Here is a 14,717-nt window from a genome sequence, read left to right on the forward strand (position 1 = left end):
GCGCCGGCTTCACGCCGCTGCTTCGCTGCGGGCGTAGTCGCAGATTGCGGCGACAAGCCTGTCGATGTCCGCCTTGAGCGTGTCAAAACCGCCGTTCTTCTCGATCCGCTCTTCATCCATATAGAGCTTGCGGTTGATCTCCACCTGCAAGCTGTGGCGGCCCTTGGCGGGGTCGGAGTAGCGGCGCACCAGTTCGACGCCCTTATAGGGCTGGTTGATCTTCACCTCGTAGCCCAGGCCCTTCAGTTGTTCGGCCACGAAGGCCGTGAAGTCGGGGGCGCAGGTGGTGCCGTCGCGATCACCCAACACGAACTCGGCCCGCGCGACCGGCCCGTCCTCGGTGCCGCTGTTGCCCATGGCCGGCATCGAATGACAGTTGATATGCCAGACCTGCCCGAAGCGCTGGTGTGCGGCGTCGATCGCCCCTGCCACGGCATCGTGGTAAGGCTGCCAGCAGGTATCGATCCGGCGCCGCACCTCGGCCGGGCTCAGCAGGCGGTCGTAGAGCTGGGCGTCCGGCGGCATCAGGCGCCAGATCAGCCCAACCCCCAGCTCGGTCTTGCGGCTGGGCACCAGCGGATCCGGCCAATCGCCGTCCAGCATTGCGGGATCGAGGTCGACGAGGTCGCGGTTCGGGTCGATGTAGATGCGCGGGAACTCGGCGGCGATCAGGGGTGCGCCGTGCTGCGGCGCGGCGCCGAAGAGCTCGTCGACGAAGGCATCCTCGGCGCGGCGCAGGACAGACAGCGGCGCGATACTGCCGAAGTCCTCGGGATAGGTGCTACCGCTGTGCGGACTGTCGAAAACGGCCGGCACCGGGCTTCCCAGCGGCGCATGGCGACGCAGCCGGGCCTCTGAAGGGGCTGTGGACATGCCAAGGATTTAGGCTAGAAAGCGCTTGAGGTCTAGAGCACTTTCTCGCCGTCACTCGACCCAGTACTCAGGTTTGTTCAAGGTATCCGCGCAGGTGACCCGCCAGTCTCCCTTGCCGGGCGAATCGTCGCCCAGCATCTGCACCATCCAGGCCTCGGCATTGCGCTCTGCGATCGGATAGGGGGCGGCGAATCCCAGCCGCCCGGCGGTGGTGAACCCGTGGCGCTGATAGTAGGCCGGATAGCCGAGCACGAAAACGAGCGCCGTGCCGGCCCGGGAAAGGTCCTCCAGACCGCGCCGGATAAGGGCACCGCCGATGCCCTGTCCCTGCAGCGCCGGCACAACGGCCAGCGGTGCGAGGATTGCCGCTGCGGGGCCGGCCTCTGGGCTGGCAGAGCGTGGGTCGGAAGGTTCGGGGCCGAACAGGCGGGCGCGGGAAAACAGAATGTGCCCGGCCGGCTCTCCATCCACCATCGCAAGCAGCGAAACGACGGGCTGTGCACTGGGATCCCGCAGGATCGCCTCGGTCAGGCCAGCCTCCTCCTCCTGGCCGAACGCCAGCCGATGAACGCGCAGGATTGCGGGCAGGTCGCTCTCTGCCGTTTCCCGTATGAGCATCCGGGACCGGTCCTCCCTCCAGGTTCGGCGCCGCTACTCCTTCACCGCGCCGGTCATGGAGGAGACATAATGCTCCACGAAAAAGGAGTAAAGGATCGCCACCGGCAGCGAGCCCAGCAGGGCCCCGGCCATGAGAGAGCCCCAGCGATAGATGTCGCCGTCGACGAACTCCGACAGCATGGCGACGGGGACCGTCTTGTTGGAGGTGGTGGAGATAAAGGTGAGCGCGTAGATGAACTCGTTCCAGCACAGCGTGAACGAGAAGATGCCGGCCGAGATGAGGCCGGGCACCGCCAACGGCAACACGATCTTCAGGAGGATCTGCGTGCGGGTGGCACCGTCGATCAGCGCGCATTCCTCCAGCTCGTAGGGGATGGTCTTGAAGTATCCCATCAGCAGCCAGGTGGAAAAGGGAATGAGGATCGTCGGATAGGTCAGGATCAGCGCCATGGGTGTGTCGAAGAGGCCGTAGGCGTGGACGATGACAGAGAGCGGGATGAAGAGGATCGACGGCGGCACCAGGTAGGCCAGAAAGATCAGTCCGCCGACCCACTGCGACCCCTTGTAGCGGATGCGCACGATGGCATAGGCGGCCAGCACGGAGGCCACCAGCGAGATGAAGGTCGCGACCACCGACACCAGCATGGTGTTCCACATCCACACCGGATAGTCGGTCTCGAAGATCACGTGGAAGATGTGGGACAGCGTCGGCGCCGCCACCCAGAGCGGATTCGTGGTCTCCATGTCCAGCAGTTCCGCGTTGGGTTTCAGCGCCGTCAGCGTCATCCAGTAGAACGGGAACAGCAGAATGAAGACGATGACCGAGAGCGGAATGTAGATGGTGACCCAGCGCGTCCGCCGCGTCATCAGGAAGTCCATGCCCTCCGAGTCGTCTTTCGCCGCCGCCTTTGCAGCCGTCTTTGCCGCGTCAGTCATCGCTCTCTCCCTGCTGCCACTTGCGCCGCTGCAGGCCGAACCAGGACACCATGATCGCCGCCAGCAGGAAGGGAATCATGGCGGTGGAAATCGCCGCCCCCTCGCCCATGTTGCCGCCCAGGATCGCACGCTGATAGCTGAGGGTGGCCATCAGATGGGTGGCATTGGCCGGACCGCCGCGGGTGATCGCCCAGATCAGCTGGAAGTCGGTGAACGTAAAGAGCACGGAAAACGTCATCACCACGGCGATGATCGGGGTCAGCAGCGGGAAGGTGACGTGGCGGAACATCTGCCAGCGCCCGGCGCCGTCGAGAGTGGCGGCCTCGTAGAGAGAGGGCGGCACGGTCTGCAGCCCGGCCAGCAGGGTGATGGCGACGAAGGGCACGCCGCGCCAGACGTTGGCGAAGATCAGCGACCAGCGCGCGTTCCAGGGATCGCCGAGAAAGTCGATGTACTGATCGATCAGCCCCAGCTTGGTGAGCGACCAGGAGATGATCGAGAACTGCGCGTCGTAGATCCACCAGAAGGCAATGGCCGAAAGCACCGTCGGCACGATAAAGGGCAGCAGGATCACCGCCCTGAGGATCGCCTTGAACGGCAGATGATTGTTCAGAAGCAGGGCCAGATAGAGGCCGATGGCGAACTTCGCGACGCTGGCGACAGTGGTATAGAAGATCGTCTGCCAAACCGACTGCCAGAACACATGGTCGCCGAAGAGCCCATAGATCTCGCAGTCGTCCGGCCCGTAACACTCCTTTTCGTAGAAGTTCAGGATCCCGACGAACTTGCCGGGATTGCCAATGCTGGCATCGGTCAGGGAGAGCCATATGCCGAGGCCCAGCGGATAAGTCAGGAAGAGCACCAGGATCGCCGCCGCCGGCAGCATGAACCAGAAGCCGAGCCAGTTCCTGTCGTTGTTCAGGCGGGTCCAGAGGCCCGGCCCCGTCATGGCGACCGCACTGCGGCGGAGCGTCGAATCGGTCATCGGAGTGCCCTTTCCGGCGCCCGGGCGCCGGCTCGCTTCACGCACCGATAGAGCATGGCGCAGCTACGAAACGTGAGCAAGCCGGCATCCTTTCTCTGGCTTTCCCTGGCTTTCCCTGGGTTGGGGCTTTAGCGGTAAATCCGCCGCGCCTTCTTGGTGGCGTCGGCCACCGCGTCGGCGGGGGACATCTGCCCGGTCGCGGTGTTGGCAAACATGTCGACAACGATGAACTCGGCGATCGCCGAGGCCGCCTTCTGGCCGACAGACCCCTTGTAGCCGGCCACGAAGGTCCGGTTCGCCGCCTCCTTGAAGATCTTGCGCTTCGGATCCGACGTCCAGATTGGATTGCCCTCGAAGGCCTGCAGCGAGTGGGTCAGGTAGGCGACCGAGCCTTCAAGCCAGCGGTTGTACTGCTCGGCTTCCATCAGGAAGGCGATGAAGGCCTTCGCTGCATTGGGGAACTTGGTGTAGGTCGGCACCAGGATCGGATAGGCGATGTGGAACTCCGTCGGCTCGCCCACCGGCCCGACCGGATAGTAGGCGTGATCCATGTCGTTCTGGATGTCGAGGCCGTCGACCAGTGCCTTCTGGTAGATCGAGATGCCGTTGTTGGTGAGCCCGACTTCGCCGGCCAGGAAGGCCTTGTTGTTGGACCCATCGTTCCAGGAGGCCGTACCGGGAATGAAGGCGTCATAGAGCTTCTTCACATACTCGCAGGCCGCGACCGCTTCCGGACTGTTGAGGATGACCTTGTCGTTCTCGTCGACCATGGCCGCACCATGGGCCCAGAGCGCCCAGTGGACCCAGGCATTGGCGTCGCCCGTGGCGTGCCCCAGCGCCATGCCCGCCGGCATGTCGCCGCCTTTCATCGCCTCGCAGAGCGCCAGGAAGCCGTCGAGATCCTGCGGCACTTCCTTGAAGCCGGCTTTCTCGATGGCGGAGTTCCGGTAGTTGATGTAGTTGCCGCCAAAGCACATCGGGATGCCGATCCACTTGTCGCCGCTTTTGCCGTAGGTCTCCGCCGCCGGCACCCAGCCGCCGTACTTGCCGCCCAGATAGTCGGCGACATCGGTGAGGTCGGTGCACCTGTTCGGGAAAAGGTGCGGTAGGGAATAGAGGCCCCAGATGAGGTCCGGACCGGCGCCGACGTTGACCGCCACCGAGGACTTCGGCTGCACGTCGTCCATCGACTCGTTCAGCACCTCGACTTCGATGCCGGTTGCCTTGGTGAAGGCCGCAACCAGTTCCATAAAGGCGTCTTCTTCCGACTGGATGAAGCGCTTCCAGCGCAAGACCTGGAGGCTGGCGCCGCTTTCAGGTTTGAAGGGCGAATCCGCCGCCCAGGCAGAGCTCCAGTCCAAGAGGTCGCTGCCGGCCACTGCCGCGCCGGCCACGGTCGCCGCCGTCGCTTTCAGAATCGAACGACGCGTAAATCTCTGCTGCATAACCTTTCCTCCCATTCCTTTTCGCTGTTGGGCTTGTTGCTTTGGGTTCCCGCTATGGCTGCTCTCTGTCTCTAAGCCTCTGCCTCTAGAGTCTCTGCCCGGAGTCCTGATGAAAGAGATGCACCTTCGCCAGGTTGGGACGCAGGTGGATGCGCTGACCCGGATGGAATTCGTGGCGTTCGCGGAAGGCGGCGATGATCTCGCGCCCGTCAAGGCGCGCCAGAACCTGGGTTTCAGAGCCCATGGGTTCGACCACCACGACTTCGGCCGCAAAACCGTCGCTCTCGGACACCAGGTCCAGGTGTTCGGGCCGGACGCCGTAGACCACCGGCTGCCCTTCGCCGGCCGCGGCCTCCTCGGCCAGCGGCAACGTCGTGCCGTTGCTCATGGTGACCTGCGCACGTCCCCCACGCTCCACCGAGCCCGGCAAAAAGTTCATCGCCGGCGAACCGATGAAGCCGGCAACAAAGACGTTGGCCGGGTTGTCGTAGAGGTCCAGGGGCGCCCCGATCTGCTCGACGATCCCGTCATGCATGACCACGATCTGATCGGCCATGGTCATCGCCTCGATCTGGTCGTGGGTGACGTAGATCGTCGTGGTCCTGAGGCGCTGGTGCAGCTCGCGGATCTCGGTGCGCATCTGCACCCGCAGCTTGGCATCGAGGTTGGAGAGCGGTTCGTCGAAGAGAAAGACCTGCGGATCCCGCACGATCGCGCGGCCCATGGCGACACGCTGGCGCTGACCGCCGGAGAGCTGGCGCGGAAAGCGCTCCAGATAGTCCTCCAGGTTCAGAATGCCTGCGGCGCGGTGCACGGCCTCTTCGATCTGCTTCGCATCGACCTTCGCCAGCTTCAGCGAGAAGGCCATGTTGTCGAAGACCTTCATATGCGGATAGAGCGCGTAGTTTTGAAACACCATGGCGATGTCGCGCTGCTTGGGCGGCACCTCGTTCACCACCTGCCCGCGGATCACGATCTCGCCCGAGGTCACCTTCTCGAGACCCGCAATCATACGCAGCAGGGTGGACTTGCCGCAGCCCGAGGGCCCGACCAGGACCGTGAACGACTCGTCCGGGATCGAGATATCGACCCCGTGAAGCACCTCAGTGGCGCCAAAGGACTTGCGAACGTCGCAAATCTCGACGTCAGCCATCGTGCCTCCCCATTCCAAAGGGCTCAGGGCCCCTGGCTTTGTTTCCGTTATTAACGCCGACCATATATTGTATACGTAACTGCGTCCATTATTTTCAGCCCTGGCGTCAAAGAGCACGCCTTCCACGCGAAACCGGCACTTGTGGCAGCGCCTTTGCGCAGAGTGCAGCGCCCCGGAACCCGTGTGTGAGGGGCCGGCCGCTGCGGCGGCGGCCCTTTCGGACCGCGGGCGACGGCGGCTATGGTCGCACAGGTCGACCGGCAAAAGGCGTGGGATAAGAAGGACCTGGGCATGGGAGCGGGCAACATGGGCGGAGCGAGCAGTATTGGGGGAGCGAGCGGTATGGAAGGACAGGTTGCGGTGATCACCGGCGGGGCCCGCGGCATTGGATTGGCGGTCGCCCGGCGCCTTGCGGCGGAGGGCGCCAGGGTGGCGCTCTGGGACCGGGACGCGGCCGCCCTGGAGGACGCCAGGGCGAGCCTCACGGAGGCGAACTCCGTGGCCTGCGTCCTCGATATCACCGACGAAGAGGCTGTGGCCGCCGCGGCCGCTGAGACGGCGGAGGCCCTGGGCCCGGCCGATATCCTGGTGAACAATGCCGGCATCACCGGCCCCAATCTGAAGACCTGGGAGTACAGCCCCGCAGACTGGCGGCGTGTGATCGACGTCGATCTCACGGCCCCCTTTCTGTGCTGCCGCGCCCTGGTTCCGGGCATGCTGGAGCGCGGCTACGGGCGGGTGGTCAACGTCGCCTCCATCGCCGGCAAGGAAGGCAACCCGAACGCCCCCGCCTACAGCAGCGCCAAGGCCGGGGTCATCGGCCTCACCAAGTCGCTGGGCAAGGAGACGGCGGGCAGCGGCGTGACGGTCAACTGCGTCACCCCTGCCGCGGTCGAGACCGATATCTTCAAGCAGATGAGCCAGGAGCATATCGACTACATGCTCTCGAAGATCCCCATGGGACGTTTCGGGCAGGTCGAGGAGGTCGCTGCCCTGATCGCCTGGCTCGCCTCGCCCGAGGCTTCCTTCAGCACCGGCGCGGTCTTCGACGTCTCCGGCGGGCGCGCTACTTACTGACGGAGCGCGGTCGCTTGGGAAGGTCCGGCTCAGCCCTGCGTTTACGCATGGGCGGCCTGCAGAGATGGCGCTACTGATGCAGGAAGGCGCCCGCTAGCATTCGCTGCCGCTCTGGGCGTCTTGCAGCGCTGCCGGAACCGGCGCGAACCCGCGAGGCCGAGGCCCGACACCCATGCAGATGCCCCGAGATCTCCAGATCCAGCCAGTGGTGCACGCACCGCTGCAGGGCATTGCCTTGATGATCGCGGCCTTCACCACCTTCGCCGCGCTCGACACCACGGCCAAGTACCTCGTGCAGTTCTATCCGCCGGAGCAGGTCGTCTGGGCCCGCTACACCGGCCACTGCGTACTCGCCCTGGTGATCCTCTGGCCGCGCAACGGCGCCGCTCTGCTGCGCAGCCAGCGGCTCGGCACCCAGGTGCTGCGCTCCCTGCTCCTCTTCGCGACCACCTGCACCAACTTCGTCGCTCTGCAGTACCTTCAGCTCGCCGAGACCTCGGCGATCTTCTTCTCGACGCCGCTGATCGTCGCCCTGCTCTCCGTGCCCTTGCTGGGGGAGCGGATCGGACCGCGGCGCTGGACCGCAATCCTGATCGGGTTCCTGGGCGTGCTGGTTGTTGTGCGTCCCGGCCTCGGCTTGATGCACTGGGCCGCCGGTCTGTCGCTGCTGACCGCCCTTGGCGCCGCCCTCTACCAGATCACCACCCGCAAACTGGCCGGGGTCGATCCGGCGGCGACCACGCAGTTCTATACGGCGCTGGTCGGCACCCTGGCGATCACGCCGCTGGTGCCTTTCACCTGGCAGGCGCCGGATCTGACCGGCGTGCTGCTGATGGCGCTGCTGGGTGCGCTGGGCGGCTTCGGCCACTGGCTGCTGATCCTCGCCCACCGCATGGCGCCGGCGCCGATCCTGGCGCCCTTCAATTACACCCAGATCGCGCCCATGGTGCTGCTGGGCTTCCTGGTCTTCGGCGACCTGCCGGATGTCTGGACGGTCACAGGCGCCGGCGTCGTGCTGATGAGCGGCCTCTACCTGCTCTACCGCGAACGCAAGGTGAAGGCTGCCGCCCGATCCTGATTGCCGCCCGACCCCGACTGCACAAAGCGCTCAGGACCGGTCGGTTGCAAGCCGCAAGCCGGCAGCGATAAAGAGCGCGCCGGTCACCCGTTCGATCCAGCGCCGCGCCCGGGCATAGGCCGCCGCGACTCGGGGCCGTGCAAAGATCAGCGCCGCCAGGGCGTACCAGCCGGCGGCGATCACCACGACCAGCGCGCAGATGCCGGCCTGAAAGGCCAGGGGCGCCCCGGCGGGCACGGAGACCGCGAACAGCGAGGCGAAGAAGGCGGCAGCCTTGGGGTTGGCGAGGTCGGCGGCCAGCCCAAAGAAGAAGGCCCGACGCAGGCCACCCGGCACCGGCGCGGCTTGCGCCGGATGGAGGGGGGCGGCACCGGCGTTGCGCTGCAACAGCAGCTTCAGGCCGATGACGATGAGGTAGGCCGCACCCGCCAGCTTCACCGCCGTGTAGGCCCAGGTCACGGTTTCGAAGAGCACCGCCAGTCCCGCCAGGCTGAGCCCCGACCAGATCGCCGTGCCCAGCCCGATGCCGGCCGCCGTCGTCACACCGGCCCGCGCACCGCCGCGGGCGGTTGCGTGGAGGGTTGCCAGCAGGTTGGGTCCCGGGCTCAGCACCGTCACGGTCCAGACACCGCCGATGAAGACGGCGACGGCCAGATGGCCGCCAAACCAGCCGCTCATGAAGGCGGTCACTTCAGGCATGCTGCGGGGCTCCCCTCTCGCGTTGCTTCATAGCGTCACGCCGCCGTCGACCACCATCGCCGTGCCGGTGGTGTAGGCCGACTCGTCGCTGGCCAGATAGACCGCCATGGCGGCGATTTCGTCTGCCGTGCCCAACCGGCCGATGGGCTGGCGGGCGATGAAGGCCTTGCGCGCCTCGACCGGGTCGTCGAAGGCGGCAATGCGGTCGTCCAGAGAGGGCGATTCGATGGTGCCGGGGCAGATGCAGTTGCAGCGCAGCCCCTGCTTGATGAAGTCCGCCGCCACCGACTTGGTGAGGCCGATGACCGCAGCCTTGCTGGCCCCGTAGACGCAGCGGTTGGGCAGGCCACGCAGGGACGAGGCCACCGAAGCCATGTTGACGATGGAGCCGCCGCCGGCATCCAGCATCGCCGGCAGGAAGGCCGAGATCATGCGGTACATGGACTTGACGTTGAGGTCGAAGGAAAAGTCCCAATCTTCCTCCGGGCAGTCCAGGATGGTCCCGTTGTGCACGAAGCCGGCCACATTGCAGAGCACGTTGAGCGGCGGCAGTTCCGCGGCAAGGCTGTGCACCGCCTGGGCATCGGTGACGTCCAGCCGCCGGGTCATGATGCCCGGCGTACCGCCGAGTTCCTCCAGGCTGTCGACGTTGATGTCGGTTGCCAGGACCTGGGCCCCCTCGGCGGCAAAGGCGAGCGCTGTCGCCCGCCCGATGCCCTGTGCCGCCGCGGTGACCAGCGCGGTCTTGCCCGCCAGGCGCTCGCCCATTCTTCCGTCCCCCTCTTCGCGATCTCTTCTTCCGGCAGCCGTGCGCCCTAGTGAGAGTCCCGCGGCAGGTCCTTGACCACCTGGTGGTAGTGCACCGCCGGTTCCAGGCAGCCGCCTGTGGCAAGCTGCCCGACCATGCCCCGGTAGATTTCCTGCCAGGGCGTCTGGTGCTTCAAGGCCGGCGGCTCGTAGGCCGCCCAGCGCGCGTCCATCTCCTCAGCGCTGATCAGCAGGTCGACGCTTCGGGTGTTGAGATCGACGCGCACCCGGTCGCCGGTCTGGATGATCGCCAGCCCCGACTTCGCAGCCGATTCCGGCGAGGCGTTGAGGATCGAGGGGCTGCCGGAGGTGCCGCTCTGCCGTCCGTCGCCGATGGTCGGAAGCTCGGAAATGCCCGCCTTGATGAGGGCGTCGGGCGGCTGCATGTTCACCACCTCGGCCGAACCCGGATAGCCGATGGGCCCGGCGCCGCGCACGAAGAGCAGGCAGGTCTCATCGATCTCCAGCGCGGGATCGTTGATCCTTTCGTGATAGTCCTCCGGCCCCTCGAAAACGATGGCCCGGCCTTCGAAGCTGTTCTCCGCACCGGGCGTGGAGAGATAGCGCCGGCGGAAGTCTTCGCTGATCACCGAGGTCTTCATGATCGCGGCGTCGAAGAGGTTGCCCGAGAGAACCACGAAGCCGGCGTCTTCCATCAAAGGTTCGTCGTAGGAGCGGATCACCGCGCGGTCGCTGGCCACGATGTCGCTGTGCATGTCGCCGATGGTCTCGCCGGAGACGGTCATGGCGTCGGTCTTGATCTTGCCGGCGCGGATCAGCTCCCCGATGACGGCGGGAACGCCGCCGGCGCGGAAGTAGTCCTCCCCCAGATACTCTCCCGCCGGCTGCATGTTCACCAGCAGCGGGATGTCGTGGCCCAGGCTCTGCCAGTCCTCGATCTCCAGTTCCACGCCCATGTGGCGGGCGATGGCGGTGATGTGCGGCGGACAGTTGGTCGAACCGCCGATCGCCGAGTTGACCACGATGGCGTTTTCGAAGGCCTCGCGGGTCATGATTTTGGAAGGGGTCAGTTCCTCCCAGACCATCTCGACGATGCGCCTGCCGGTGTCGTAGGCCATCTGCCCGCGCTCGCGGTAGGGCGCCGGGATGGCCGCAGAGCCGGGCAGCATCATGCCCAGCGCCTCGGCCAGGGAGTTCATGGAGGAGGCCGTCCCCATGGTGTTGCAGTGGCCGGCGCTGGGCGCCGAGGCGGCAACGATGGCGATGAACTCCTCGTAGCCGATCTCGCCGGCCGCGTGGCGTTTGCGCGCCTCCCAGACGATGGTGCCGGAGCCGACACGCCTGCCGTTCCACCAGCCGTTCAGCATCGGTCCGCCGTTGAGGGCGATCGCCGGCATGTCGACCGTCGCCGCGGCCATCAGGCAGGCCGGTGTCGTCTTATCGCAGCCGGTGGTCAGGATGACGCCGTCGATGGGGTAGCCGTGGAGGATCTCCACCAGCCCGAGATAGGCCAGATTGCGGTCGAGCGCCGCCGTCGGACGGCGCCCGCTCTCCTGGATCGGATGGACCGGAAACTCGAAGGCCACCCCGCCGGCATCGCGGATGCCGTCGCGCATCCGCCGCGCCAGATCTACATGGATGCGGTTGCAGGGGGAAAGATCGCTGCCGGTCTGGGCAATACCGATGATCGGCTTGCCGCCCATCAACTCGTCTTTCGTCAGACCATAGTTCAGGTAGCGCTCCAGGTAGAGCGCCGTCATGCTGGGATTTTCCTGGTTGTTGAACCAGCTTTGGCTGCGCAGACGCCGATCCATTTCTGCGATCTTCACGGGCCGTATTCCTCCTGTTTGCTTCTTTCCGGCAGGCTAGAGCATGTTCCGGCCTTTGGAAACACGGCACCCCGAACAGCGCTGCCGCCCCCCGCCACCAGCCCGCCCGCAGAGCTATCCCAGGTCTCGCGGCCGCACGAAGTCCTTCAGCACGGCGCCGCCGCGCGCCGCCTGCGACCAGGATGGCAGCCTGAAATGCGCCAGCGCCGCTGTCGGATACTTCTCGGCCATGGACCGTACGGCCTGCGCGCTGTCGCCGGCCGCAAGCTGCATCGCGAGGTTTTCCATGCCCGGGTTGTGCGCCACGATCATGATGCTGCCCGCTTCGGGGGGCTGACCGGCCAGCAGGCGCAGCATGCGGCTCGGCGGGGCCAGGTAGAGCGACTTGTAAAGGCGCACCTCCGGTGCTTTCGGCAGTTCCGCCAGAACCAGGTCCAGGGTCTGGACCGCACGGACCGCCGTGGAACACAGCACCAGCGTCGGACGCCACTTGCGCTTGCCGATCCACTTCCCCATCTCCCGGGCAGCCCTTTCGCCGCGCGGGGCCAGAGGACGATCGAAGTCCGCCAAGGAGGGATCAACCCAGCTGGATTTCGCGTGGCGCAGCAGCAGCAGATGGGGCATCCGGAAGATTCCTAATCAATTGATTATGGGATCGGCGGGAAGAACGCGGAAGCCGAACCTTTTCCCTTGCGGGCATGGACGACTTTCCGCGAAGGTATAGTTTAACAAAACTGAAACCGTCGCCTCTTCCGTGCATGGAAACGGTTGAGGCAGGCGAATAAAGTGCGGGCTGGCGTCCATAACACGATAAACTGACTTTGGAAGCAAGAACGGCAGAATGCCGCGGCGGACGCTTTGCGCCGATGCAATCACCAAGCGTGCCGAAACACCAGGAGTACGGACACTATCGATGGCGGGTGAACCTTCCACCGGAACGGAAATCGAACTGAAACTGACAGCCGAGCCTTCGGTCCTGGAGCGGCTCTGGCAGGCCCCCCAGCTCTGCGGCGGTCAGGAAACGGCGCCCAAGACCAAGAACCTGGAGAACGTCTACTACGACACCGCCGACCTGCGCCTGCGCAAGCGCGGACTGGCGTTCCGCATTCGCCGGGACGGCGAGCGCTTCATCCAGACTGTCAAGAGCGGCGATGCCGAGGCCGCCGGGCTGTTCAGCCGCAGCGAGTGGGAGGGACCGGTCCCGTCCCTCGAACCGCAGCCCGATATCGTCGACGATCCGAACATCCGCGCCGCCCTGGGGTTGATCCTGCCCGGCGAACTGCGCCCGGTATTCACCACCCGTGTGCACCGCGAAGTGCAGAAGGTGAACGGCACGGACTCCCTGGGGCGCCTCAAGGTCATCGAGGCCGCTTTCGACCGCGGCCAGATCGAGGCGGCCGGGACGGTCCAGCCGCTCGCCGAGATCGAGCTGGAACTGGTGGAGGGCTCCCCGCGCGCGCTCTTTGACCTGGCGCTCTCTCTGCAGGACATTGCGCCGACCCAATTGGAAACCCGGAGCAAATCGACGCGCGGGTACGCGCTGGCGACCGGGCGCCGGCCGGCCTGGCACCGCGCCAAGCCGCTGGCCCTGAAGGCCGACATGAAGGCCGACGATGCCCTGGCGGCCATCTTCGAGTCCTGTCTCCTCCACTGGACGGCAAACGAGGCTGCCGCCCTGGAGGGCAGCGACCCCGAAGGCGTGCACCAGCTGCGTGTGGGCCTCAGGCGCTTCCGCTCGGCCCTCTCGGTGTTCTCCGAACTGCTGCCGCCCGAGCATCGCAGCCGCCTGAACGAAGACGCGCGCTGGATCCTCGGCGCGCTGGGTCCGGCCCGCGACTGGGACGTCTTCCTGGCCGACCTGCTGGCGCCGCTGGAGTTGAATCGGGAGGGCGACAAGGACCTGGCGGTCCTCCGCAAGGCCGTGACCGAACGCCGTGCAGAGGCCTACGCCCAGGTGCGCCACGCCCTCAGCGACCCGCGATACACGCGCTTCATCCTGCAACTGGGCGGCTGGCTGGAGGATCGGGCCTGGCACTGCGCCGACCTGACGCCGGCCCAGGCGGTCTGGCTCGACCAGCCGCTGATCACCCTGGCCGACAAGCTGCTGAGCAAGCGGCACCGCAAGACCCTGAAACTGGGGCGCCGCTTTGCCCACCTTTCGATCGAGCAGCGCCACCGCGTGCGTATCGGCATGAAGAAGCTGCGCTACACCACCGAGTTCTTTCGGGATCTCTACCCGCAGAAGAAGGCCGCACCCTACATCAAGGCAATGCGCAGCCTGCAGGAAAGCCTCGGTCACCTGAACGACGTGGCCGTGGCCGAGACCCTGCTGGCCGACCTCACCAAGCCGCAAGCGGGTCGTCGGCGCCCGGCGGGCCTGGAGCAGGCCGCGGGCAAGGTGATCGGCTGGTATGCCCATGGCGTCACGCAGTTCGAACCGGAAATGCGTGCGACCTGGAAGGCCTTTGCCAAGACCAGACCCTTCTGGCACGAGGCGCCTCGCTAGGAAAACCGGCCAACAGGGTCCCGGGCCGCGGAAATCGGTCGAGCGCAGGGGGGGACTTGGGGTAGGCTTGGCCGCATGATCACGGTTCTCGTCGCCAATACAAAGGGCGGCTGTGGCAAGACCACGGTCGCCACCCACCTCGCCGCCGTCTTCGCCAATGCCGGGCTGCGCACGGCCCTGGCCGATGCCGACAAGCAGGGCAGTTCCCTCGGCTGGGTCAAGAGACGTCCTGACGACGTCGGAGCGATCACCCCGCTCGACTGGCGCGACGGCCCCGGCAAGATGCCGAAAGCCGTCGACCGGCTGGTGATCGACTCGCCGGCGGCCATGAAAATGGGCAAGATCGACGACCTGCTGCGCATCGCCGATGTGGTGGTGGTCCCGGTTCTGCCGTCGGGCTTCGATGTCGAAGCGACGGGGGATTTCCTGAAGAGGCTGGAGTCCCTGAAGCCGATCCGCAAGAGCAAGACCGCGGTCGCGGTGGTGCGCAACCGGGTGCAGCTCGGGACCCGCTCCGCCGCGCAACTGGACAGTTTCATGCTCGGCGTCGGCCATGTCGGGGTGGGCCGCCTGCGGCACCGGACGGTCTACACCGAAATCGCCGGCCAGGGCCTCAGCATCTTTGACCTCTCAGGCCAAAGGAACGAGGAATTGCAGGAGGACTGGGCGCCCCTGTTGCGCTACATCGAGAACTGCGATCCGCAGATCGGCAAGATCGCCGTCGGCGGTGAGATTTCTCTCTAGGTTTCT

14 protein-coding genes are annotated in these 14,717 nt (G+C 65.9%); 4 read left to right on the forward strand and 10 right to left on the reverse strand.

Annotated elements, in window-relative coordinates; genetic code table 11:
* Positions 1–9 precede the first annotated feature (9 nt).
* From Q0982_RS08375 to Q0982_RS08400, 6 genes are all read right to left on the reverse strand, one after another.
* Positions 10–873, reverse strand: coding sequence for an N-formylglutamate amidohydrolase (locus Q0982_RS08375; RefSeq protein ID WP_299394109.1), 864 nt, complete (start codon positions 871–873; stop codon positions 10–12).
* A 51-nt stretch (positions 874–924) separates the two neighbouring features.
* A complete protein-coding gene (locus tag Q0982_RS08380) occupies positions 925–1,491 on the reverse strand; it encodes a GNAT family N-acetyltransferase (protein ID WP_299394111.1) in 567 nt (188 codons plus the stop codon).
* A 33-nt stretch (positions 1,492–1,524) separates the two neighbouring features.
* Positions 1,525–2,427 (reverse strand): carbohydrate ABC transporter permease, encoded by a 903-nt coding sequence (locus Q0982_RS08385; RefSeq protein ID WP_299394114.1) that lies wholly within the window; start codon positions 2,425–2,427, stop codon positions 1,525–1,527.
* Entirely contained in the window at positions 2,420–3,412 is a 993-nt protein-coding gene (locus Q0982_RS08390; RefSeq protein WP_299394115.1) for a carbohydrate ABC transporter permease, read from the reverse strand. Before Q0982_RS08390 ends, Q0982_RS08385 begins: the two co-directional genes overlap by 8 nt.
* 128 nt (positions 3,413–3,540) lie before the next feature.
* Positions 3,541–4,857 (reverse strand): ABC transporter substrate-binding protein, encoded by a 1,317-nt coding sequence (locus Q0982_RS08395; protein WP_299394118.1) that lies wholly within the window; start codon positions 4,855–4,857, stop codon positions 3,541–3,543.
* Positions 4,858–4,942: 85 nt separating this feature from the next.
* Positions 4,943–6,010: an ABC transporter ATP-binding protein gene (locus Q0982_RS08400; protein WP_299394120.1), complete on the reverse strand. Its 1,068-nt coding sequence runs from the start codon at positions 6,008–6,010 to the stop codon at positions 4,943–4,945.
* A gap of 342 nt (positions 6,011–6,352) precedes the next feature.
* Between Q0982_RS08400 and Q0982_RS08405 the strand changes: the two genes are divergently transcribed.
* Both Q0982_RS08405 and Q0982_RS08410 read left to right on the forward strand, forming a co-directional pair.
* Positions 6,353–7,087, forward strand: a complete 735-nt coding sequence (locus tag Q0982_RS08405) for an SDR family NAD(P)-dependent oxidoreductase (protein ID WP_299394122.1) — start codon at positions 6,353–6,355, stop codon at positions 7,085–7,087.
* 178 nt (positions 7,088–7,265) lie between these two features.
* Positions 7,266–8,165, forward strand: a complete 900-nt coding sequence (locus Q0982_RS08410) for a DMT family transporter (RefSeq protein WP_299394125.1) — start codon at positions 7,266–7,268, stop codon at positions 8,163–8,165.
* 30 nt (positions 8,166–8,195) lie between these two features.
* On the opposite strand, the gene Q0982_RS08415 is transcribed toward Q0982_RS08410, so the two are convergent.
* From Q0982_RS08415 to Q0982_RS08430, 4 genes are all read right to left on the reverse strand, one after another.
* A complete protein-coding gene (locus Q0982_RS08415; protein ID WP_299394127.1) occupies positions 8,196–8,864 on the reverse strand; it encodes a LysE family transporter in 669 nt (222 codons plus the stop codon).
* A gap of 27 nt (positions 8,865–8,891) precedes the next feature.
* Complete coding sequence (locus tag Q0982_RS08420; RefSeq protein WP_299394130.1) at positions 8,892–9,632, reverse strand: SDR family oxidoreductase; 741 nt, start codon at positions 9,630–9,632, stop codon at positions 8,892–8,894.
* Positions 9,633–9,679: 47 nt separating this feature from the next.
* A complete protein-coding gene (locus Q0982_RS08425) occupies positions 9,680–11,446 on the reverse strand; it encodes an IlvD/Edd family dehydratase (protein WP_299394210.1) in 1,767 nt (588 codons plus the stop codon).
* Between the two features lie 129 nt (positions 11,447–11,575).
* Complete coding sequence (locus Q0982_RS08430; protein WP_299394132.1) at positions 11,576–12,085, reverse strand: histidine phosphatase family protein; 510 nt, start codon at positions 12,083–12,085, stop codon at positions 11,576–11,578.
* A 289-nt stretch (positions 12,086–12,374) separates the two neighbouring features.
* On the opposite strand from Q0982_RS08430, the gene Q0982_RS08435 reads away from it, so the two are divergent.
* Both Q0982_RS08435 and Q0982_RS08440 read left to right on the forward strand, forming a co-directional pair.
* Positions 12,375–13,967: a CYTH and CHAD domain-containing protein gene (locus Q0982_RS08435; protein ID WP_299394135.1), complete on the forward strand. Its 1,593-nt coding sequence runs from the start codon at positions 12,375–12,377 to the stop codon at positions 13,965–13,967.
* A gap of 75 nt (positions 13,968–14,042) precedes the next feature.
* Positions 14,043–14,711, forward strand: a complete 669-nt coding sequence (locus Q0982_RS08440; RefSeq protein ID WP_299394137.1) for a ParA family protein — start codon at positions 14,043–14,045, stop codon at positions 14,709–14,711.
* The last annotated feature ends 6 nt before the right edge of the window (positions 14,712–14,717 follow it).

The organism is Pelagibius sp., assembly GCF_028281305.1.
Taxonomy (GTDB): Bacteria; Pseudomonadota; Alphaproteobacteria; order Kiloniellales; family Kiloniellaceae; genus Pelagibius.

Excerpts from the sequence above, each read along its gene's own strand:
- Q0982_RS08375 (WP_299394109.1), bottom strand. The coding sequence starts at position 873 with ATGTCCACAGCCCCTTCAGAGGCCCGGCTGCGTCGCCATGCGCCGCTG.
- Q0982_RS08380 (WP_299394111.1), bottom strand. The coding sequence starts at position 1,491 with ATGCTCATACGGGAAACGGCAGAGAGCGACCTGCCCGCAATCCTGCGC.
- Q0982_RS08385 (WP_299394114.1), bottom strand. The coding sequence starts at position 2,427 with ATGACTGACGCGGCAAAGACGGCTGCAAAGGCGGCGGCGAAAGACGAC.
- Q0982_RS08390 (WP_299394115.1), bottom strand. The coding sequence starts at position 3,412 with ATGACCGATTCGACGCTCCGCCGCAGTGCGGTCGCCATGACGGGGCCG.
- Q0982_RS08395 (WP_299394118.1), bottom strand. The coding sequence starts at position 4,857 with ATGCAGCAGAGATTTACGCGTCGTTCGATTCTGAAAGCGACGGCGGCG.
- Q0982_RS08400 (WP_299394120.1), bottom strand. The coding sequence starts at position 6,010 with ATGGCTGACGTCGAGATTTGCGACGTTCGCAAGTCCTTTGGCGCCACT.
- Q0982_RS08405 (WP_299394122.1), top strand. The coding sequence starts at position 6,353 with ATGGAAGGACAGGTTGCGGTGATCACCGGCGGGGCCCGCGGCATTGGA.
- Q0982_RS08410 (WP_299394125.1), top strand. The coding sequence starts at position 7,266 with ATGCCCCGAGATCTCCAGATCCAGCCAGTGGTGCACGCACCGCTGCAG.
- Q0982_RS08415 (WP_299394127.1), bottom strand. The coding sequence starts at position 8,864 with ATGCCTGAAGTGACCGCCTTCATGAGCGGCTGGTTTGGCGGCCATCTG.
- Q0982_RS08420 (WP_299394130.1), bottom strand. The coding sequence starts at position 9,632 with ATGGGCGAGCGCCTGGCGGGCAAGACCGCGCTGGTCACCGCGGCGGCA.
- Q0982_RS08425 (WP_299394210.1), bottom strand. The coding sequence starts at position 11,446 with ATGGATCGGCGTCTGCGCAGCCAAAGCTGGTTCAACAACCAGGAAAAT.
- Q0982_RS08430 (WP_299394132.1), bottom strand. The coding sequence starts at position 12,085 with ATGCCCCATCTGCTGCTGCTGCGCCACGCGAAATCCAGCTGGGTTGAT.
- Q0982_RS08435 (WP_299394135.1), top strand. The coding sequence starts at position 12,375 with ATGGCGGGTGAACCTTCCACCGGAACGGAAATCGAACTGAAACTGACA.
- Q0982_RS08440 (WP_299394137.1), top strand. The coding sequence starts at position 14,043 with ATGATCACGGTTCTCGTCGCCAATACAAAGGGCGGCTGTGGCAAGACC.